This is a genomic window from Massilia sp. LjRoot122 (assembly GCF_964252725.1).
In the GTDB taxonomy this organism is placed as follows: domain Bacteria; phylum Pseudomonadota; class Gammaproteobacteria; order Burkholderiales; family Burkholderiaceae_D; genus Telluria.
Map to the genome: position 1 here is coordinate 5,273,196 of NZ_CAXUPB020000001.1, position 21,392 is coordinate 5,294,587.

General features: G+C 62.2%; 15 protein-coding genes and 1 tRNA gene. 1 reads left to right on the forward strand and 15 read right to left on the reverse strand.

Annotated elements, in window-relative coordinates; translation table 11 throughout:
* Positions 1-122: 122 nt before the first annotated feature.
* The 3 genes from ACSQ25_RS23235 to ACSQ25_RS23245 form a co-directional block, all read right to left on the reverse strand.
* On the reverse strand, positions 123-731 hold the full coding sequence (locus tag ACSQ25_RS23235) for a PEP-CTERM sorting domain-containing protein (protein WP_436107988.1): 609 nt from the start codon (positions 729-731) through the stop codon (positions 123-125).
* Between the two features lie 153 nt (positions 732-884).
* Positions 885-1,805, reverse strand: coding sequence for a helix-turn-helix transcriptional regulator (locus tag ACSQ25_RS23240; protein WP_436107989.1), 921 nt, complete (start codon positions 1,803-1,805; stop codon positions 885-887).
* A 134-nt stretch (positions 1,806-1,939) separates the two neighbouring features.
* Complete coding sequence (locus ACSQ25_RS23245; protein ID WP_436107990.1) at positions 1,940-4,639, reverse strand: ATP-binding protein; 2,700 nt, start codon at positions 4,637-4,639, stop codon at positions 1,940-1,942.
* 323 nt (positions 4,640-4,962) lie between these two features.
* Between ACSQ25_RS23245 and ACSQ25_RS23250 the strand changes: the two genes are divergently transcribed.
* Positions 4,963-5,313 (forward strand): hypothetical protein, encoded by a 351-nt coding sequence (locus ACSQ25_RS23250; RefSeq protein WP_436107991.1) that lies wholly within the window; start codon positions 4,963-4,965, stop codon positions 5,311-5,313.
* Here ACSQ25_RS23250 and ACSQ25_RS23255 read toward each other — a convergent pair.
* The 12 genes from ACSQ25_RS23255 to tuf form a co-directional block, all read right to left on the reverse strand.
* Entirely contained in the window at positions 5,302-6,897 is a 1,596-nt protein-coding gene (locus tag ACSQ25_RS23255; protein WP_436107992.1) for a hybrid sensor histidine kinase/response regulator, read from the reverse strand. The two genes, ACSQ25_RS23250 and ACSQ25_RS23255, sit on opposite strands and share 12 nt — an antisense overlap.
* On the reverse strand, positions 6,869-7,672 hold the full coding sequence (locus ACSQ25_RS23260) for an alpha/beta fold hydrolase (protein WP_436107993.1): 804 nt from the start codon (positions 7,670-7,672) through the stop codon (positions 6,869-6,871). The genes ACSQ25_RS23255 and ACSQ25_RS23260 overlap by 29 nt, the downstream gene beginning before the upstream one ends.
* Positions 7,673-7,843: 171 nt before the next feature.
* Complete coding sequence (rpoC, locus tag ACSQ25_RS23265) at positions 7,844-12,094, reverse strand: DNA-directed RNA polymerase subunit beta' (RefSeq protein ID WP_436107994.1); 4,251 nt, start codon at positions 12,092-12,094, stop codon at positions 7,844-7,846.
* Between the two features lie 223 nt (positions 12,095-12,317).
* A complete protein-coding gene (gene rpoB / locus ACSQ25_RS23270) occupies positions 12,318-16,427 on the reverse strand; it encodes a DNA-directed RNA polymerase subunit beta (protein ID WP_436107995.1) in 4,110 nt (1,369 codons plus the stop codon).
* Between the two features lie 296 nt (positions 16,428-16,723).
* Positions 16,724-17,098: a 50S ribosomal protein L7/L12 gene (gene rplL, locus ACSQ25_RS23275; RefSeq protein WP_436107996.1), complete on the reverse strand. Its 375-nt coding sequence runs from the start codon at positions 17,096-17,098 to the stop codon at positions 16,724-16,726.
* 69 nt (positions 17,099-17,167) lie between these two features.
* A complete protein-coding gene (rplJ, locus tag ACSQ25_RS23280; RefSeq protein WP_436107997.1) occupies positions 17,168-17,692 on the reverse strand; it encodes a 50S ribosomal protein L10 in 525 nt (174 codons plus the stop codon).
* Positions 17,693-18,036: 344 nt separating this feature from the next.
* The gene (gene rplA / locus ACSQ25_RS23285) at positions 18,037-18,732 is read right to left on the reverse strand and encodes a 50S ribosomal protein L1 (protein ID WP_436107998.1); all 696 of its coding nucleotides are present in this window, start codon (positions 18,730-18,732) and stop codon (positions 18,037-18,039) included.
* Complete coding sequence (gene rplK / locus ACSQ25_RS23290) at positions 18,732-19,163, reverse strand: 50S ribosomal protein L11 (RefSeq protein WP_020653552.1); 432 nt, start codon at positions 19,161-19,163, stop codon at positions 18,732-18,734. Before rplK ends, rplA begins: the two co-directional genes overlap by 1 nt.
* Positions 19,164-19,273: 110 nt before the next feature.
* Entirely contained in the window at positions 19,274-19,888 is a 615-nt protein-coding gene (nusG, locus tag ACSQ25_RS23295) for a transcription termination/antitermination protein NusG (RefSeq protein WP_436107999.1), read from the reverse strand.
* The gene (gene secE / locus ACSQ25_RS23300; protein ID WP_436108000.1) at positions 19,888-20,277 is read right to left on the reverse strand and encodes a preprotein translocase subunit SecE; all 390 of its coding nucleotides are present in this window, start codon (positions 20,275-20,277) and stop codon (positions 19,888-19,890) included. The genes nusG and secE overlap by 1 nt, the downstream gene beginning before the upstream one ends.
* A 36-nt stretch (positions 20,278-20,313) precedes the next feature.
* Positions 20,314-20,389 (reverse strand) — tRNA-Trp (locus tag ACSQ25_RS23305).
* A gap of 99 nt (positions 20,390-20,488) precedes the next feature.
* On the reverse strand, positions 20,489-21,392 hold a 904-nt coding region (tuf, locus tag ACSQ25_RS23310), incomplete at its 5' end, for an elongation factor Tu (protein ID WP_436108001.1).

Genomic DNA, 21,392 nt, shown 5'->3' on the forward strand with positions numbered 1-21,392 from the left:
TGAAACAACTGCATTCCACCCCCTGTCGTGGGGGATGTCCACCGGGAACGGGGACGCAGCCCAAAGCAAATGCCCCGGCACGGGCCGGGGCATTTGCTTCCTGCGCAAGCGTGCGTGGCGAATCAGGCGCGGCGGCGGCGGCGTAGCCCGCCGCACAGCGCGAGGCCGGCGCCCATCAGGGCCAGCGACGTCGGCTCGGGCACCTGGGCGGGTGCATTGCCGGCCAGCTGGATCGAGTCGATTTCTTCCCAATCGCCGGACAGCGAGGTGTTCACGTACACCTTCAGGCCATTGACGAGGAAGGCGGTGGCATCCCACGAGATCGAAAAATCGTAGGGCGCGCCAGCGGTGCTGGGGTCGACGCCGCTCCAGACCTGGTGCAGGTTGCCGAGGGTATCGATGAGGTCGACCTGGTACACGAAACCGTTACCCCAGGTTTCGCGAATGGTGGCGCCGGTGGCGAAGACGGCGGTGTCGAAGCCGACCGAGATGTACTCCAGCGTGCCGTCACGCGGCCGCGGCGCCCACGAGGTGCCGATGTCGCCATAGCCGAAGGTGTTCGGCGCGCCCAGCACCTGGCGCGAGCTCCAGCTGTTGTCGCCGGTGCCGTATTCCGAGCTGAACCCCTTGACCGTGCTGGCATACTGCAGCAACGGCGCGGCGGAGGCGCTGCCGGCTGCGGCAAGAAGGACAGTTGCAAAAGTGGACATCAGCAGACGCTTGATCGACATGGATCTCTCCTCAGGTTTTTATTGATGAGCAGAGGGATAGCAAAATCAATGCCAGCAATAAATATTTCTATACTTTCAGCCACTTGCGCCTGCGGCGGGCCAGCCCGGCGGCCAGGGTGTTAAATTTACCGACAGTGGAGCCAGCCAGCCGGCTTACATGCGCGAGACTACGGGACGCAGAATGGCCAGCAGCCCGGCTTCTGACGTGCAGCCGAACTTCTCGTAGACCGCCTTGACGCAGTCGCGCAGCACGGCGTCGCTGACGTCCATGCGGCTCCTGGCCGCTTCGCGTCCGCCGCCGAGGCCCATCCAGAAGGCCACTTCCATCTGCTGCGGCGACAATTCGACGCTGCCCAGCGCACGCCAGATCCGCAGCGGCATCGGCACCACGAACTTCAGGAAGATGCCGACGGTGCGGCTATGGATGGCGTCATAGGAACCGGCACTCATCCACTGCGCGCGCGCTTCCAGCACGCCGCCGGCCAGCTCCAGGGTGCCCGCCGGCAGGCGCCACGGATAGCGCTCGCCGTACACCACCGACTCCACCAGACGCAGGCAGAACGGCGGCAGGCTGCGGCGGTCGAACACCTGCTGCTCCTGCGAGGCCAGCTGGCCGAGCAGCGCGCCGGCCGAATCGCTCAGGAACAGGATGTCGCCATTGGTGGTGGCCAGCAGCATGGCCTCGTCCTCGATCACCCCTGACAAGCCGTTGCCGGCCACGGCCGCATTGCGCAGCGCATGGTCGAAGTAATTGGCGACGCGTCCCAGGTCTTCCTCGTCGTCCATGTCGAAGGGCGGACCGTCGTCGCGCAGCAGGGTCAGGGTGCCGACCGGATTCGCGGCCGGCCCGAGGCGCGCTTCGAGCACGTGGGCCGCGCGTGCGCGCGCCTCCGCCGGGGGCATGCCGAAGTCCACCGAGTCGCCATAGAAGTAGCCGTTGGGCGGCGGCAGCACGCCCAGTACGTTGGCCTCGTGCAGGTCTTCGGGCGACTGCTGGGCGAGCAGGAACAGCTGGGACGCGCTGTTGGGAATCAGCTCGCGCACCAGGTCCAGCGCATCGGGGATGAGGGTCATCAGGTGCAGGCCGCCGGAACACAGGATTCGCAGGCGCGCCCACTGGCGACTGTTCTTTTTACGGGACACAGCTCAGGTAAAGATGTCGAAGATTCAACAATATTGCTGAGTTATAGCAACAAAGTCAAACGCAATCAGCTTATGCCTGCAATATCCGCTTCCTGCGCCACAGCTTTTTGTTCCTCGTCAAGCGCCGGCCGGCACTGCGGCAGCTGGGCCAGGATGTCGGCCAGTGCCCGGAATTCCACCGGTTTGACCAGGTGGTGGTCGAAGCCGGCCTGCTTCGACAGGTCGCGGTCGCGCGCCTGGCCGTAGCCGGTAAGTGCGATGAAACTGGCGCCCGGATGGTCGCGGCGCAGGCGGCGCGCCAGTTCGTAGCCGGTCATGTCGGGCAGGCCGATGTCGAGGATGAAGGCCTGGGTATGCGCGATCTCGCTGGAGGCGAGCGTGCGCATGGCGCCGTCGAAGACGTGCACGGTATGCCCCTGCTCGCGCAGCAGCACCGCCAGCGACTGGGCCGCATCGACGTTGTCGTCGACGATGGTGAGCGTGCACGGCGCGACCTGCTGCGTGCGGGTATGCAGGTGCAGCGGCGCAGGCGCGGCGGCGCCATCCAGCGCGGTGGCCAGCGGCAGCAGCACCGATACCGAGGCGCCGAGGTTGGGGCCGTCGCTGTGCGCCTCGACCTGCCCGCCGTGCATGTGGACGATGGTTTTCACCAGGGCCAGGCCGATCCCGAGGCCGCCCTGCGAGCGGTCCGGCGTGCGCTCGGCCTGGGTGAACAGGTCGAACACGTGCGGCAGCAGCTTGGCGTCGATGCCGGCGCCGTTGTCGATCACGGTCAGGCGCGCCTGCTCTGGACCGGACTCCAGGCGCAGCGTGACCTGTCCGCCCGCCGGCGTGTACTTGGCCGCGTTGTTGAGCAGGTTGACCAGCACCTGCACCAGGCGCGTGCGGTCGCCCCGGACCAGCACCGGATGCAGCGGCGCCTCCACGCTCAAGACATGGTTCTTGGCTTCGATGTGCGGGCGCGCCTGCTCGACGGCGGAGCGCAGCATGGTGTTCAGCTCCAGCGTCTCGGTCTCCAGCTTGACCAGGCCGCGAGTGACGCGCGAGACGTCCAGCAGGTCGTCCACCAGCTCCGTCATGTGGCGCACCTGGCGCGAGATGATGTTGCCGGCCTTGAGGCGCAGGTTCTCGTCCACGGTCGGCATCCTGAGCAGCTGGGCCGCATTGGTGATCGGCGCCAGCGGATTTCGCAGCTCGTGCGCCAGCATGGCGAGGAACTCGTCCTTCATCTTGCTGTGGCGCTCGGCCTCGGCGCGCGCGGCGCGCTCGCTGGCCAGGATGCCTTCGCGCTCCTTCGCCGCGCGCTGGGCGAGGTCGTACAGGCGCGCGTTGTCGATCGCCACCGCGGCCTGGGACACGAAGCCGGTGATCAGCTGTTCGGTGCGTTCGTCGAACATCTTCGGCTGCGAATGGCCAAAAAACAGGCCGCCCAGTACGTCGCCTGAACGCGAGCAGACCGAGGCAGCCAGATAACTGCGCACCGGCAGATGCCCTTTCGGCATGCCATGGTGCGGGCCCATGCGACCGTAGCGCGGGTCCTTGGTGATGTCGTCGCTGCGGATCGGCGCGGCGCCTTCGAAGGTCGGACTGAAGACGGCCGTCGGACGCGGGTGGCCGAACTGCTCGAAAGCTTCGCGCGGCGCACCGCTCAGCGTGTAGAGCAGGTAGGCGTCGCCGTTGGCGTCCTTGCCGTTGTAGAAGAAGGCGCCGAATTCGGCGCCGGTCAGTTCGGTGGCGGCGTCGGTGATCGCCTGCAGCAGCGTGTCGATGTCGAGCGTGGAGGCCAGCACCTTGCCGGCCCGGTTCAGGAGTTCGAGCATGCGCGTCTCTTCACGCAGGGCTTCCTCGGCGCGGATGCGGCGCAGGGCCTCCCAGGTACGGCGCGCCAGGTCTTCGGCCAGGGTCCGGTCGTCCTCGTTCCAGCGGTAGGCAAGGTCCTTGTACAGGAAGCCGGCGCCATGCAGGCGGTCGCCATCCTTGAGCGGGATGACGATCACCGAACGGATGCCGAGCATCAGGCAGGGCTTGGCGACGGCCGCGCAGTCCGGATCGGTCGAGACGTCGTCGATGCAGATGGTGGTGCCGGCGCGCAGCGCGTCGAGCTGGCTTGGGGACAGCATGTCGATCGGCAGCGTGCCCTGGGCGCCACCGGTTTCGACGCCGTCCTTCCATTCTTCCTTGACGGTGAAGGTGCGCTTTTGCTCGTCCAGCTCGACGTAGGCGACGTTGGAGCCGCTGAAGTATTCGCTGGTCAGGCGAATGGTCGCCTTCAGCATCGGGCCGAATTCGGTTTCGCGGCGCAGGGTGTCGGCCAGCTTCACCTGGTAGTCCCGGCGTCGTTCGCCCAGCACGGCCTTGGTTGTCTCGGCGAAGGTAACCAGCACACCCTCGACGGTGCCGGCGTCGCCGTAAATCGGGCTGTACGAGTAGCTGAAGTAGCAGGTCTCGAAATAGCCGAAGCGGTTGATCGTCAGCGGCATCCCTTCGGAGCCTAGCGCCTCGCCCTTCCGCACCTGCTGCCACATCGGGCCGATCGTCGGCCAGATCTCGGCCCAGGTAGCACGCGAATCCTTGCCGAGGGCCTCGTCGTTCTTGTCCCCGAGGATGGGTACATAAGCATCGTTGAAGAACTGGACGTAGGAATCGCCCCAAGCGAGATAGGCTGGCAGGCGCAGGTCGAGCACGGTGCGGACGGCCTGTTTCAGGCTGTGCGGCCAGCCGCCGACCGGACCGACGGCGGTGGTCTCCCAAGGAAAGGCGCGCATGCGGCGCTCCATCTCCGTCAAGTGGCTCGATGCGCTTGCGGCGTCCGGGGTTGCATCAAAGGGCCAAGGCATATTGCTCGTGTGGCAAGAAGTGTGATGGATCGTTAACTCAGCGGTGCATCATAGCAGTCATTACACGGAGGGGGCGTACGGCTGAGTTAGATGGCCAACATTGTGCGGGACGCATCGCTTCCTACCCTCGGAGGATAAGTTGCGCTGACCCGGTCTTCGGATGAACTATTGAGGCGTCGAGTCGATTTAGAATGCTTGTGGTACTTCAGGCATTGCATTGAAAAGCTGCTTCGTCAGCGAAAGGAATCCAGGTGAACCCTTCTATTCTGCTCGTCGCCCTGCTCGGCGTCATGGCGGCCCCTCTGGCCCAGGCTGAGGAAGCCTCGGTGTGCACATCGGTGTGTACGTCTGAAAAGGAACAATGCACGAAGCGCGCAGGCAGGCTGACCGAACTCGATACCTTGCCCAAGCTGGAAGAGAAGAACCCGTTTGCGCGGACTGCGGACGGAGCAGGCCAGGTGTGGTCCGAGTCGGCGCGGGCGAACGATCGCCGTGCGGCGCAACGGCGGAACAGCGAACGGGTCGATGCCTGCAATGCGAGCTTCAAGCGCTGCACCAATGCGTGTGCGCCGGCGGCAGCGCCTGCTGCGTCACATGGATGAGGCCAGCAAGCGACGCAACTGCTCGAAATCGATCGGCTTGGTCAGGTGGTGATTGAACCCGGCACCGAACGCCATTTCACGATCCTTTTCCTGCCCCCATCCGGTCGTGGCAATGAGAACGGCTTGCGCCATGGCGGGCATGCCTCGCAGGCGCCGGGCCAGTTCGTAGCCGTTCATGTCGGGCAGACCGATATCGAGCAAGGCGACCTGCGGTGTGAAGCGGGCTGCGATATCCAGTGCGGCCTCCGCAGAGTGTGCCACCCTGACCTCGCAACCGAACATTCCTAACGCCATAGTCAACGTCTCGGCAGCATCCTGATTATCGTCGACAACCATGACGCGCAGTCCGGCAGCCGCCGGCCCATCGGACTGTGGGCTTTGCTCGCGTACGGTTTCCGCCACGAGCGGTAATCGCAGGGTAAATTCACTGCCCTTCCCTGGCCCGGCGCTGTCTGCGCGGATGGTGCCGCCGTGGAGTTTGACGATGCCGCGCACCAGGGCCAGGCCGATACCCAGTCCGCCCTGGGCCCGCTCGAGCGCCGGCTCGAGCTGGGAAAACATGTTGAACACGCTGCCCAGGGCTTCGGCGGGAATGCCGATGCCGTTGTCGCGGACCCGGATCTCGGCATGTCCTTCCTTGCACGACAAGGATAGATCGATCAGGCCGCCGTCCGGCGTGTACTTTGCGGCATTGGTCAGGAGGTTCAAAATCACCTGCGCAAGGCGCGTGGCATCGCCATTGACGACCACAGGCGGCGGTAGCGCCGACACGCGCAGCGTATGGCCGGCGGCCTGCATCAATGGCGTGACGTCCTGGGCGGCACTCTGCACCAGTGCGGTGAGCTCGACAGGTTCCTGCTGTAGCTGCATGCGCCCCTGGGTGATACGGGACACTTCCATCAGGTCGTCGACCAGCCGGGTCAGGTGGCGGAGCTGGCGGTCGAAGGCCGACAGGAGGCGTTCGTCTGCCACCCCCTTCAACTTCATCGTCAGGACGTCGAGGGCGCTGCGCATCGGCGCGAGCGGATTGCGCAATTCATGCGACAGGGTCGCAAGGAACTCATCCTTGCGGCGGTCGGCGGCGGACAGCTGCTCGTTCAGGGCTTTCAGCTGCGCTTCCGCGCCCTGGCGTGCCTCAAGTGCGGCTTCGGCCGTCTTGCGCGCGATAAGCAGCTCACGCTCGTATGCCCTGCGATCGGACGCCTTGAACAGCGCCCACTGGTCGAACACCCGTCCCTCGTCCACCACGCGCATGATGTTGATGAGCATGGGGATGCGCTCGCCTTGCCGGTTGCGCAAGTCAACCTGTATCTCCGCCACCGAGCCCATGACCTGGAGGATAGGCAGGCAATGCGTGTGGTGAAACAGGCGTGCGCCGATCGGCAACAGGTCCGGCATGCGCAGCCTGCCGACCAGTTCATCGTTGTCGTAGCCGAGCCAGCGGCAGGCCGTTGCATTCGCTCTCAGGATCAGTCCATCGGCGTTCGTCACCGCCAGTGCGCAAGCGGCCTGCGCGAAAAACAGCTGGTCCGAAGGCAGCCCGTCGCTGCCTGGGTCAGCGGAGGGTGTTGGCAAGGAAGGCATCGATCGCCCGCGAACTTTCGGTAGGCGCGCTCATATGTGGACAGTGGCCGACATTCTCGATGATATGAAGGGTGCTTTTGGGCAGGTGGCGGTGCAGGTAGTCGCCGACGGCACGGGGTGCGATCAGGTCGTCGCTGCACTGGAGGATGAGTGCGGGCACCTGCGATTGGGGCAGATCGGCACGGTGGTCCGACAGGAAGGTGACACGCGCAAAATGTTTGGCAATGTCGGGATCATTGCGGCAGAAACTGTTCTTCAGTTCCTCGCGCAGCTCGGGCCGGTCCGGTGCGCCCATGATGACGGGCGCCAGGCTGCTCGACCACCCCAGATAGTTGGCATCGAGTGTCTCGAGCAGTTCTTCGATGTCTTCCCGCTTGAATCCGCCGATATAGTCGCCGTCGTTGATGTAGCAGGGCGATGGACCGACCATGACCTGGGCAACGAAGCGCTCGGGCGCCTTGATGGTCGCCAGCAGGCCGATCATCGTACTGACCGAATGTCCCACGAAGACGACCGGTCCTGTGGCGCACTCGTCCAGGATCTCGAGCAGGTCGTCGGCATAGCCATGCAGCGTGCCGTACTTCGTCTTGTCGTAGGCGCTGAGATCGGAGCGCCCGCTGCCGACAAGGTCAAATGCAATCGTGCGGAAACGTTCGCCGAACGCAGGAGTAATGAAACGCCACATGGTCTGGTCGCAGCCGAAACCGTGCGCAAATACCATGGTGGCGGCCCCATTGCCGGCAACCTGGACGTTATTTCTCGTTAAAACAGACATCGCAAACCCCATCCAAAAACACGTCGTCAACAATGTTAATTTTTCATTCTACCGTGAAACTCTTAAAAGCGTCGTACGTTTGTATTGCAGCGTAAGCGCCCCGGTAGTCTGATGCCGGAAAAAAAACGGCACCCTTCTGGGTGCCGTCCTCATTTCAGCTAGCTAGAACGATCACTCGCCCTCACCATGATGCTGCTCCGCCGGAGCCGCAGCATTCTGCTGGTCTTCCATCGCCTGCAGTTCGGCAGCCATGTTGGCCTTCTCCTGCTGCAGCAGTGCCTGGCGCTCTTCCGCCTCCCACACTTCCTTCTCCTTGCGGGCGCGGTGGAATGCCAGACCGGTACCGCCAGGAATCAAGCGGCCGACGATGACGTTTTCCTTCAGGCCGCGCAGACCGTCGCGCTTGCCCATGATCGCCGCTTCGGTCAGCACGCGGGTGGTTTCCTGGAACGATGCGGCCGAGATGAACGAGTCGGTCGACAGCGATGCCTTGGTAATACCCAGCAGCACGTTTTCGTAGGTTGCCGGCAGCTTGCCAGCAGCGACGACCTTGTCGTTCTCTTCCAGCAGCTCCGAACGCTCCACCTGCTCGCCGACGATGTAGTCGGTGTCGCCGGCTTCGACGATCTGCACGCGGCGCAGCATCTGGCGAACGATCACCTCGATGTGCTTGTCGTTGATCTTCACGCCCTGCAGACGGTACACGTCCTGCACTTCGTCGACGATGTAACGTGCCAGCGCTTCGATACCCAGCAGACGCAGGATGTCCTGCGGATCGGCCGGACCATCGACGATCATCTCGCCCTTGTTCACCACTTGGCCGTCGTGCACCAGCACTTGCTTGTCCTTGGTGATCAGGAACTCGTGCTTGGCGCCGTCCATGTCGGTGATTTCCAGGCGCTGCTTGCCCTTGGTCTCTTTACCGAACGCGACGGTACCGGTGACTTCCGCCAGCATGCCCGCGTCTTTCGGCGAACGTGCTTCGAACAGTTCGGCAACGCGCGGCAGACCACCGGTAATGTCACGGGTCTTCTGCGATTCGGTCGGGATACGTGCCAGCACTTCACCCACCGTTGCCTGCTGACCGTCCTTGACCATGATCAGTGCGCCGACCTGGAAGCCGATCGTCACGGCGTGTTCGGTGCCGGCGATCTTCACTTCCTGGCCTTCTTCGTTCAGCAGCTTGACCTGCGGACGCAGGACCTTGCCCGAACCGCGGCGCTTCGGATCGATTGCCACCAGGGTCGACAGGCCGGTCACTTCGTCCACCTGGCGAGCGACGGTAACGCCCTCTTCCACGTTTTCGAACTTGATGGTACCTGCGTACTCGGTGATGATCGGACGGGTCAGCGGATCCCAGGTCGCCAGCGCGGTACCGGCCTTGACTACCTGGCCGTCCTTGACGATCAGGGTCGCGCCGTACGGCACCTTGTGACGCTCACGCTCACGGCCGTGGTCGTCGGTGATCAGGACTTCGCCCGAACGCGAGATGACGATCTGCGCGCCCTTGCCGTTGGTGACGTAACGCATGGTCGCGGTGAAGCGGACCGTGCCGTTCGACTTGGCTTCGACCGACGATGCCACTGCTGCACGCGATGCCGCACCACCGATGTGGAAGGTACGCATGGTCAGCTGGGTACCCGGCTCACCGATCGACTGTGCTGCAACCACCCCGACTGCTTCGCCGCTGTTCACCAGCATGCCGCGGCCGAGGTCACGGCCGTAGCACATTGCGCACAGGCCGAAGCGCGTGTCGCAGTTCAGCGGGGTGCGGACCTTCACTTCGTCGATACCGAGACGTTCGATCTCTTCGACCATGTCTTCGTCCAGCAGGGTGCCGGCTTCGAACACGGTTTCCTGGGTTTCCGGGTTGACGACATCGGTGCCGGTCACGCGGCCGAGGATACGGTCGCGCAGGGCTTCGATGACTTCACCACCTTCGACCATCGCCTTCATGTGGGTACCGTTGCTGGTGCCGCAATCGTCTTCGGTCACCACCAGATCCTGGGTCACATCGACGAGTCGACGGGTCAGGTAACCCGAGTTCGCGGTCTTCAGTGCCGTATCCGCCAGACCCTTACGGGCGCCGTGGGTCGAAATGAAGTACTGCAGAACGTTCAGGCCTTCGCGGAAGTTCGCGGTAATCGGCGTTTCGATAATCGAACCGTCCGGCTTGGCCATCAGGCCTCGCATACCGGCCAGCTGGCGGATCTGGGCTGCCGAACCACGGGCGCCCGAGTCGGCCATCATGTAAATCGCGTTGAACGATTCCTGGGTGCCTTCGGTGCCGTCACGCTTGATGACCGGCTCCACTTTCAGCTGGTCCATCATCGCCTTGCCGACTTCATCCGAGGTCTTGCCCCAGATGTCGACGACCTTGTTGTAACGCTCGCCGGCGGTGACCAGACCCGAAGCGTACTGCTGCTCGATCTGCTTCACTTCCGCTTCGGCGGTCGCGATCATGCCCTTCTTGACGTCCGGGATCAGCATGTCGTCGACGGCGATCGAGATGCCGGCGCGGGTCGCCAGGCGGAAGCCCGACTGCATCAGCTTGTCCGCGAAGACGACGGTCGCACGCAGGCCGCACTTGCGGAACGACGTGTTGATCAGTTTCGAGATTTCCTTCTTCTTCAGCGCGCGGTTCAGCACCGAGAACGGCAGGCCTTTCGGCAGGATCTCGGACAGGATCGCACGACCGACGGTGGTCTCGTAGCGGGTCAGGGTCTGCACGAATTCGCCGGTGACCGGGTCCTTCGGGTTCTCGACGATACGCACGGTGATGCGGGTCGCCAGTTCGACTTCCTTGTTGTCGTACGCGCGGATGACTTCCGACACGTCCGGGAACAGCATGCCCTCGCCCTTGGCGTTGATCGCCTCGCGCGACGCGTAGTACAGACCCAGCACGATATCCTGGGACGGCACGATCGACGGTTCGCCGTTCGACGGGAACAGGATGTTGTTCGACGCCAGCATCAGGGTGCGCGCTTCCATCTGCGCTTCGATCGACAGCGGCACGTGGACTGCCATCTGGTCACCGTCGAAGTCGGCGTTGAACGCCGCGCAGACCAGCGGGTGCAGCTGGATGGCTTTACCTTCGATCAGGACCGGCTCGAACGCCTGGATACCGAGACGGTGCAGGGTTGGTGCACGGTTCAGCATGACCGGGTGTTCCTTGATGACTTCTTCCAGGATGTCCCAGACCACCGGTTCCTGGATTTCGACCAGCTTCTTCGCCGCCTTGATGGTGGTCGCGAGACCCATCAGTTCCAGCTTGTTGAAGATGAAAGGCTTGAACAGTTCCAGGGCCATCAGCTTCGGCAGACCGCACTGGTGCAGTTTCAGCTGCGGACCGACCACGATGACCGAACGGCCCGAGTAGTCGACGCGCTTGCCCAGCAGGTTCTGACGGAAACGGCCGCCCTTACCCTTGATCATTTCAGCCAGCGACTTCAGCGGACGCTTGTTGGCGCCGGTCATCGCTTTGCCGCGACGGCCGTTGTCCAGCAGCGAGTCGACCGCTTCCTGCAGCATGCGCTTTTCGTTACGCGTAATGATTTCCGGAGCGCGCAGTTCCATCAGGCGCTTCAGGCGGTTGTTACGGTTGATGACGCGGCGGTACAGGTCGTTCAGGTCGGAGGTCGCGAAACGGCCACCATCCAGCGGGACGAGCGGACGCAGCTCCGGCGGCAGGACCGGGAGCACTTCCATGATCATCCACTCAGGCTTGATGCCCGAGCGCTGGAACGCCTCGAGCACTTTCAGGCGCTTGGCGTATTTCTTGATCTTCGCTTCGGACTTCGATTCCTTCAGCTCGACGCGCAGGGCTTCGGCATCGCGGTGGATGTCGATCGAGCGCAGCAGTTCACGGATGCCTTCGGCGCCCATGAATGCGGTGAAGTCGTCGCCGTACTCTTCGTACTTGGCGGCGTAGTCGTCTTCCGACATGATCTGGCACTTCTTCAGCGGGGTCATGCCAGGATCGGTCACGACGTATGCTTCGAAGTACAGCACGCGTTCGATATCGCGCAGGGTCATGTCCAGGACCATGCCCAGACGCGACGGCAGCGACTTCAGGAACCAGATGTGCGCGGTCGGCGAGGCCAGCTCGATGTGGCCCATGCGCTCACGGCGCACCTTGGCCAGCGTGACTTCGACGCCGCACTTCTCGCAGATGACGCCGCGGTGCTTCAGGCGCTTGTACTTGCCGCACAGGCATTCGTAGTCCTTGATCGGGCCAAAGATCTTGGCGCAGAACAGACCGTCGCGCTCAGGCTTGAAGGTGCGGTAGTTGATGGTTTCCGGCTTCTTGACTTCGCCGTAGGACCACGAACGGATTTTCTCGGGCGACGCCAGGCCAATCTTGATGGCGTCGAAGCTCTCGTTTTGCTGAACTTGCTTGAATAGATCGAGCAGTGCTTTCATGTATCACTCCAGGTGATTGAATTCTTTACTGAGTACTACTACCGCCGCTTCTCACCGATTTTCGCCGGTGCTTGCTGAGCCCGCTACCCTTGAAAACGTCATCCCGGCGCAGGCCGGGATCCAAGTTTGCCGGCTATTCACCGGACTTAGGCCCCGGCCTGCGCCGGGGCGACGACTCGAAGGTCGCGGACCAGCCCGAAGGCTGGCGGCCATGCGGCCCTGCTTAGTTGCGCTCGAGATCGATGTCGATACCCAGCGAACGGATTTCCTTCACCAGCACGTTGAACGATTCCGGCATGCCGGCGTCGATCACGTGATCGCCCTTGACCAGGTTCTCGTACACCTTGGTACGGCCGTTCACGTCGTCCGACTTCACGGTCAGCATTTCCTGCAGCACGTACGATGCGCCGTACGCCTCCAGTGCCCACACCTCCATCTCACCGAAGCGCTGGCCGCCGAACTGGGCTTTACCACCCAGCGGCTGCTGCGTCACCAGCGAGTACGGACCGGTCGAACGGGCGTGCATCTTGTCGTCGACCAGGTGGTGCAGCTTCAGCATGTGCATGAAGCCGACGGTGACCTTGCGCTCGAATGCTTCGCCGGTGCGGCCGTCGAACATCGTGACCTGGTTCTTCGACGGGGTCATGCCCAGGTGGTTCGCGATCTCGTCCGGGAAGGCCAGGTCCAGCATGCGGCGGATTTCCGACTCATGCGCACCGTCGAACACCGGGGTAGCGAACGGCACGCCGTTCTTCAGGTTGTTCGCCAGGGTCAGGATCTCTTCATCGCTGAAGCTGTCGAGGTCTTCCTTGCGGCCGGTCTCGTTGTAGATCTTGCCCAGGAAGCCGCGGACTTCTTCTGCCTTCGCTTGAGCGCGCAACATGTCGCCGATACGCAGGCCCAGGCCCTTCGCCGCCCAACCGAGGTGGGTTTCGAGGATCTGACCGACGTTCATACGCGACGGGACGCCCAGCGGGTTCAGCACGACGTCGGCCGGGGTACCATCTGCCATGAACGGCATGTCTTCCACCGGCACGATACGCGAGACCACACCCTTGTTACCGTGGCGGCCTGCCATCTTGTCGCCCGACTGCAGGCGGCGCTTGACGGCCAGGTAGACCTTGACCATCTTCTGCACGCCAGGCTGCAGCTCGTCGCCTTGCGTCAGCTTCTTGCGCTTCTCTTCGAAGGCCAGGTCGAACTGGTGGCGCTTCTCGTTGATCGATTCCTTGATCGCTTCGAGGGCGTTCGCAGTGTCGTCGTCGGCCGGACGGATGTCGAACCAGTGGAACTTGTCCAGGTCCGCCAGGTATTCGGCGGTGATCGCGGCACCCTTCGCCAGCTTCTTCGGACCGCCGTTGACCACTTTACCGATCAGCATGCGCTCCAGACGCTGGAAGGCGTCGCCTTCCACGATACGCATCTGGTCGTTCAGGTCCAGGCGGTAGCGCTTCAGCTCGTCGTCGATGATCTGCTGGGCGCGCTTGTCGCGCTGGATGCCTTCGCGGGTGAACACTTGCACGTCGATGACGGTGCCGACCATGCCCGAAGGCACGCGCAGCGAGGTGTCCTTCACGTCCGAGGCTTTTTCGCCGAAGATCGCGCGCAGCAGCTTCTCTTCCGGGGTCAGCTGGGTCTCGCCCTTCGGGGTGACCTTACCGACCAGCACGTCGCCAGCCTGCACTTCGGCGCCGATGTAGACGATGCCCGACTCGTCCAGGCGAGCCAGCTGGTTCTCGGCCAGGTTCGAGATGTCGCGGGTGATTTCTTCCGCGCCCAGCTTGGTGTCACGTGCGACGACGCTCAGTTCCTCGATGTGGATCGAGGTGTAGCGGTCGTCCTTGACCACGTTTTCCGAGATCAGGATCGAGTCTTCGAAGTTCAGGCCGTTCCACGGCATGAAGGCCACCAGCATGTTCTGGCCCAGTGCCAGCTCGCCCAGGTCGGTCGAGGCGCCGTCGGCGATGACGTCGCCGCGTGCCACGCGATCGCCCACTTGCACGATCGGACGCTGGTTGATGTTGGTGTTCTGGTTCGAACGGGTGTACTTGATCAGGTTGTAGATGTCGACACCGACTTCGCCCGCGGTTGCTTCGTCGTCGTTGACGCGAATCACCACACGGCCTGCATCGATGTAGTCCACCACACCGCCGCGCAGGGCCTGCACGGTGGTGCCCGAGTCGACCGCCACGGTGCGCTCGATACCGGTACCGACGAAGGCTTTCTCCGGACGCAGGCAAGGCACGGCCTGGCGCTGCATGTTGGCGCCCATCAGTGCACGGTTCGCGTCATCGTGCTCGAGGAACGGAATCAGCGAAGCTGCAACCGACACGATCTGGCCCGGGGCCACGTCCATGTACTGGATGCGTTCCGGCGAGACCAGGATGGTTTCGCCTGCTTCACGTGCCGACACCAGTTCGTCGACCAGCTGGCCTTCTTCGTTGATGGCAGCATTCGCCTGGGCGATGATGTAGCGGCCTTCTTCGATCGCGGACAGGTAGTGGATCTGCTCGGTGACCTTCGAACCTTCGACCTTGCGGTACGGGGTTTCCAGGAAGCCGTATTCGTTCAGGCGGGCGTACAGTGCCAGCGAGTTGATCAGGCCGATGTTCGGGCCTTCAGGCGTTTCGATCGGGCACACGCGGCCGTAGTGGGTCGGGTGCACGTCGCGCACCTCGAAGCCTGCACGTTCGCGGGTCAGACCGCCCGGGCCAAGGGCCGAGACGCGGCGCTTGTGGGTGACTTCCGACAGCGGGTTGGTCTGGTCCATGAACTGCGACAGCTGCGACGAACCGAAGAATTCACGGATCGCGGCCGAGATCGGCTTGCTGTTGATCAGGTCATGCGGCATCAGGTTATCCGCTTCGGCCTGGCCGAGGCGTTCCTTGACGGCGCGTTCCACGCGCACCAGGCCGGCACGGAACTGGTTCTCAGCCAGTTCGCCGACGCAACGCACGCGGCGGTTACCCAGGTGATCGATGTCGTCGACTTCGCCGCGGCCATTGCGCAGCTCGACCAGGATCTTGATCACGGCCAGGATGTCTTCGTTCGACAGGGTCATGTCGCCCACGAGTTCGTCACGGCCGATACGGCGGTTGAACTTCATGCGGCCGACAGCCGACAGGTCGTAGCGTTCCGGGCTGTAGAACAGGCCGTTGAACAGGGCTTCCACCGATTCTTCGGTCGGCGGTTCGCCAGGACGCATCATGCGATAGATCGCCACGCGAGCGGCGGTCTGGTCGGCGGTGTCGTCGGTGCGCAGGGTCTGCGAGATGTAGCCGCCCTGGTCCAGGTCGTTCGTGTAGAGCGTCTGGATGTCGGTCACGCTGGCGTCGCGCAGCTTGCCCAGCAGTTCTTCGGTCAGCTCGTCGTTGGCGACGGCGATGACTTCGCCGGTGTCCTGGTCGACGATGTTCTTGGCCAGCACGCGGCCCAGCAGGTAGTCTTCCGGCACCGAGATGCTCTTGATGCCGGCGGCTTCGATGTCACGGACGTGCTTGGCGTTGATACGCTTGTCCTTGGTGACGATGGTCTTGCCCGACTTCGGATCGACGATGTCGAAGCGCGCGACTTCGCCGCGCAGGCGTTCGGACACGAACTCCAGCTCGCCGCCTTCGTTGCGGAGGGTGAAATTGTCGAAGACGAAGAAGTTCGCCAGGATCTGCTCCGGCGTCATGCCGATGGCTTTCAGCAGGATCGTGACCGGCATCTTGCGGCGGCGGTCGACGCGGAAGAACAGGATGTCTTTCGGATCGAATTCGAAGTCCAGCCACGAGCCGCGGTAAGGAATGATACGAGCCGAGAACAGCAGCTTGCCCGACGAGTGGGTCTTGCCGCGGTCGTGTTCGAAGAACACGCCAGGCGAGCGGTGCAGCTGCGAGACGATGACGCGCTCGGTACCGTTGATGACGAACGAACCGTTCGTGGTCATCAGCGGCAGTTCGCCCATGTACACTTCCTGCTCTTTCATTTCCTTCACGACCGGCTTGGTCGGCGATTCCTTATCCAGGATCACCAGACGCACCTTGGCGCGCAGCGGCGACGCGAAGGTCAGGCCACGCTGCTGGCACTCTTTCACGTCAAACGCGGGGTCGCCCAGCACATAGGACAGGAACTCGAGGCGCGCAAAACCATTGTGCGACACGATAGGGAAGATGGAGCTGAAGGCCGACTGCAGGCCCTCGTTCTTGCGCACGGAGGGAACGGCGTCCGCTTGCAGGAAATTCTCGTAGGATTCGAGCTGGGTAGCCAGAAGATAAGGAACGTTGTGAACGTTGGCGCGCTTCGCGAACGACTTGCGAATGCGCTTCTTCTCAGTAAATGAGTAGTGCATGGACACTCCGTGAGTGACAGAAAGGATGAGAATTCAGGAATTGCCAGTGGTGGTCACACCACACGCAAGGCCTGAAGCCTCTGCTTTCCCGCCAAGTGATTAAGACAGCCGTACTGCTGTGTTACGATATTTCTGAACCCGGTACTGCTTACTGCTGATGTTGCTTATCGGCACCTGACGCGGACGTTTGCTGCAGGGACGACAAAAGAGCCAAAGCCGCATCCCCTCCCTTTCGGCAGGTTCCGCAAGCTTTGACTCCCGCGCTGGGCACTGCGAGAGTGCCCAATGCATATGTATTACTTCAGCTCGGCCTTGGCGCCAGCTTCTTCCAGCTTCTTCTTAGCGGCTTCAGCGTCAGCTTTCGGCAGGGCTTCTTTCACGGTCTTCGGTGCGCCGTCGACGACGTCTTTGGCTTCCTTCAGGCCCAGGCCGGTGATTTCACGGACGGCTTTGATGACGCCGACCTTGTTCGCGCCGACTTCGGTCAGCACGACGTTGAATTCGGTCTGCTCTTCAGCAGCAGCTGCAGCAGCGCCGCCGCCAGCTGCCGGTGCCGACATTGCAGCTGCCGACACGCCGAACTTCTCTTCGAAAGCCTTGACCAGGTCGTTCAGTTCCATGACCGACATTGCGCCAACTGCGTCCAGGAACTCTTCTTTGCTAATTGCCATTTGAAACTCCAAATATTGTGTGTGTGTAGTACAGGATTGGTTCTACTTGAACAAAAAGTCGCGAAGCGATTACGCTTCGGCGGCTTCCGCTGCCGGAGCAGGGGCGCCTTCGCCTTTTTGTGCTGCGACTGCAGCCAGAACTCGTGCAAAGCCAGACACCGGTGCCTGCATGACGCCCAGCAGCTGGGCGATGAGGACTTCGCGGCTCGGGATGCTTGCCAGCGCGGTCACGCCAGCCACATCGAGCTGCTTGCCAGCGTAGTTACCGGCTTTCACAACCAGCTTGTCGTTGGTTTTGGCGAAGTCGTTGATGACTTTCGCTGCTGCAACGGCGTCGTCCGAGATCGAGTAGATCAGCGGGCCGGTCATGGAATCGGCAAGCGCGGCAAACTGGGTGCCTTCCACAGAGCGACGTGCCAGCGTGTTCTTCAGAACACGCAGGTAGACGCCCTGGGCGCGTGCGGTTGCACGGAGTTTGGTCAAGTGAGCAACCTGGATGCCACGGTACTCAGCCACGACGATGGTTTGCGCGGTCGAAACCTTAGCGCTCACCTCTTCGACGACGGCCTTTTTGTCATTCAGATTAAGACCCACGGTCAATCTCCTTAAATGATGCGGACAACATGTCTGCATCGGTTCGAACACGGCGTCCGAAGTTAAGAAGTCAAAACTAACGCGGATGAATTCACGCAGCGTGGACTACAAAACTTGTTCGGGTACACCATCTGCGTTGGGTGGTCTATTAACCTCCGGCTCAACCTCTGCCATCGGCCCAACGGTCTTTGATTGCCTGCCGGAGCGCTGATCTGCCCCGACAGCCCAAAGATGCGCCCCGCGATGTTCAGCGGGGACTTAAACTTTTACCGCCCTTGGATCCCGGCCTTCGCCGGGAGTCATTCCCGGCAGTGCCGGGAATGACAAGGGCAAGCCCTTGTCGATTAAGCAGCGATCGAAGCGTGATCGACACGGACGCCAGCGCCCATGGTCGACGACAGGGCGACCTTACGCAGGTACACGCCCTTCGAGGTTGCCGGCTTGGCCTTGTTCAGGGCATCGATCAACGCGACCAGGTTGGTCTTCAGCTGTTCGTCCGAGAACGACTTGCGACCGATGGTAGCGTGGACGATACCAGCCTTGTCGGTACGGTACTGGACCTGACCGGCTTTGGCGTTCTTGACGGCGGTAGCGACGTCCGGGGTCACGGTGCCGACCTTCGGGTTCGGCATCAGGCCGCGCGGGCCCAGGATCTGGCCCAGGGTACCGACGATACGCATGGTGTCCGGCGAAGCGATCACGATGTCGAACGGCATGTCGCCGGCCTTCACGCGCTCTGCCAGGTCTTCCATACCGACGATGTCGGCGCCGGCTGCTTTAGCAGCTTCAGCCTTGTCGCCCGATGCGAAGACAGCGACGCGCACGGTCTTGCCGGTGCCAGCTGGCAGCACGACCGAACCGCGGACCACTTGGTCCGACTTCTTCGGATCCACGCCCAGTTGCACGGCGACGTCGATCGACTCGTTGAACTTGGCGGTTGCGAATTCCTTGATGATCGACACAGCGTTGTCGAACGCGTAGACCTTGTTACGATCCACTTTTGCTTTCATTTCTTTGACGCGCTTGGACAGCTTAGCCATTACACACCCTCCACCGTGATGCCCATCGAACGTGCCGAGCCGGCGATGATACGCACTGCGGCGTCCATGTCGGCGGCGGTCAGGTCCGGCTGCTTGGTTTTTGCGATTTCTTCAGCCTGGGCACGGGTCAGCGTGCCAACCTTGTCGGTATGTGGCTTCGGCGAACCTTTGGTGATGCCAGCGGCTTTCTTGATCAGGTAGGTTGCCGGCGGGGTCTTCATCACGAAGGTGAAGGACTTGTCGGCGAACGCGGTGATCACGACAGGGATCGGCATGCCCGGCTCGAAACCTTGGGTCTGGGCGTTGAACGCCTTGCAGAATTCCATGATGTTCAGGCCGCGCTGACCCAGTGCTGGGCCGATCGGTGGGGATGGGTTTGCCTTACCGGCTGCGACTTGCAGCTTGATAAAGCCAATAATCTTCTTTGCCATGTCTGGCTCCTAAGTTGGCATTGAGTAGTAGCGCCCCACCGCTACTACTCTTCGGCGGGGCTCCTCTTTCCGGATTCCGCCTTGCTGCTGCGACGCTCCGTAATGGCGTTTTAGACTTTCTCTACCTGCCCGAACTCCAGCTCCACCGGAGTTGCGCGGCCGAAGATGGTGACAGACACACGCACCTTCGATTTTTCGTAGTTGACTTCCTCGACGTTGCCGTTGAAGTCGGTGAACGGGCCTTCCTTGATACGCACCTGCTCGCCCACTTCGTACAGCACTTTCGGACGCGGCTTTTCGACGCCTTCCTGGACTTGCTGCATGATCTTGTCGATCTCGCGCGCCGGGATCGGCGTCGGCTTGTTCGACTTGCCGCCAATGAAGCCGGTGACCTTGGACGTGTTCTTGACCAGGTGCCAGGTCTCGTCCGTCATTTCCATCTCAACCAGGACATAGCCCGGGAAGAAACGACGCTCGGAGACGGCCTTGGTGCCGTTGCGCATTTCGACGACTTCCTCGGTCGGAACCAGGATCTGGCCGAACTGCTGCTGCATGCCGGCGCGCTCGATGCGCTCGGTCAGCGCGCGCATCACGCTCTTTTCCATGCCCGAGTAGACATGGACGACGTACCAGCGCTTGTTGTTGACCGGGACACTCACAGGAGCCGCACCAGCGTCTTGCGCCGGGTCTTGGCCCGGCGCGTTGTCTTGCACGTTATCGCTCATCAGTTTTTCCACCCCAGGACCAGGTCGTACAACAGGAATTCAAGAACCTTATCCGTGCCCCACAGGAAAATCGCCGTCACGACCACGAAGGCGAACACGATGCCGGTGATCTGGGTGGCTTCCCGACGGGTCGGCCAAACAACTTTCTTGGTCTCGCGCACCGACTCCTTGGCGAAGCTCAGGAAATCACGGCCGGTGGTGGAGGTCCACAAAAGCAGGACAGCAAAAACTAAACCAGCCAAGAGGGCGCCGGCGGCGACCAAGGCTGGTTTGTTCTGGCCAGTCAGGTAGAAGAACCCGACGACGCCTGCAATCACAGCAACCACCGCCAGTGCGACCTTGAACTTGTCATTCGAGGTGCTGACAGTTTGCACGGATTGATTAGACATTCTTTTTTACTTTCGGTGCTGCGCACCAGAATTCGGTGGCAGGGGCGGAGGGAATCGAACCCGCGACCTTCGGTTTTGGAGACCGACGCTCTGCCAATTGAGCTACACCCCTACGAAAACTTCTCGCTGAATCCAGCATTATACATGGTACGCGCGTACCAGACAATGCTGTTCGAGGGAAGCGTTGTTCTGCTTCCCTCTACCTTGGCTATTAAGCCAGGATCTTGGCAACCACGCCGGCGCCGACGGTACGGCCACCTTCGCGGATTGCGAAGCGCAGACCTTCTTCCATCGCGATCGGAGCGATCAGCTTGACGGTGATCGACACGTTGTCGCCTGGCATGACCATTTCTTTGTCTGCCGGCAGCTCGATCGAACCGGTCACGTCAGTCGTACGGAAGTAGAACTGAGGACGGTAGTTGTTGAAGAACGGGGTGTGACGGCCGCCTTCGTCTTTCGACAGGACGTAGATCTCACCGGTGAAGTGGTTGTGCGGCTTGATCGAGCCCGGCTTGGCCAGAACCTGGCCACGCTGGACGTCTTCACGCTTGGTGCCGCGCAGCAGCAGGCCGACGTTGTCGCCAGCTTGACCCTGGTCCAGCAGCTTGCGGAACATTTCCACGCCGGTGCAGGTGGTCTTCACGGTGTCGATGATACCGACGATTTCGATTTCTTCGCCGACCTTGATGATGCCGCGCTCGACACGACCGGTCACCACGGTACCGCGGCCCGAGATCGAGAACACGTCTTCCACCGGCATCAGGAAGGCGCCGTCAACGGCACGTTCCGGGGTCGGGATGTAGGTGTCCAGGGCTTCAGCCAGACGGATGATGCAGTCTTCGCCCATTTCGCCCGGCTGGCCTTCCAGCGCCATACGTGCCGAACCCTTGATGATTGGCAGGTCGTCGCCTGGGAACTCGTACTTCGAGAGGAGCTCGCGGACTTCCATTTCAACCAGTTCCAGCAGTTCTGCGTCGTCGACCAGGTCGCACTTGTTTAGGAACACGATGATGTACGGAACGCCAACCTGACGCGCCAGCAGGATGTGCTCGCGGGTCTGTGGCATCGGGCCGTCAGCGGCCGAGCACACCAGGATCGCGCCGTCCATCTGCGCG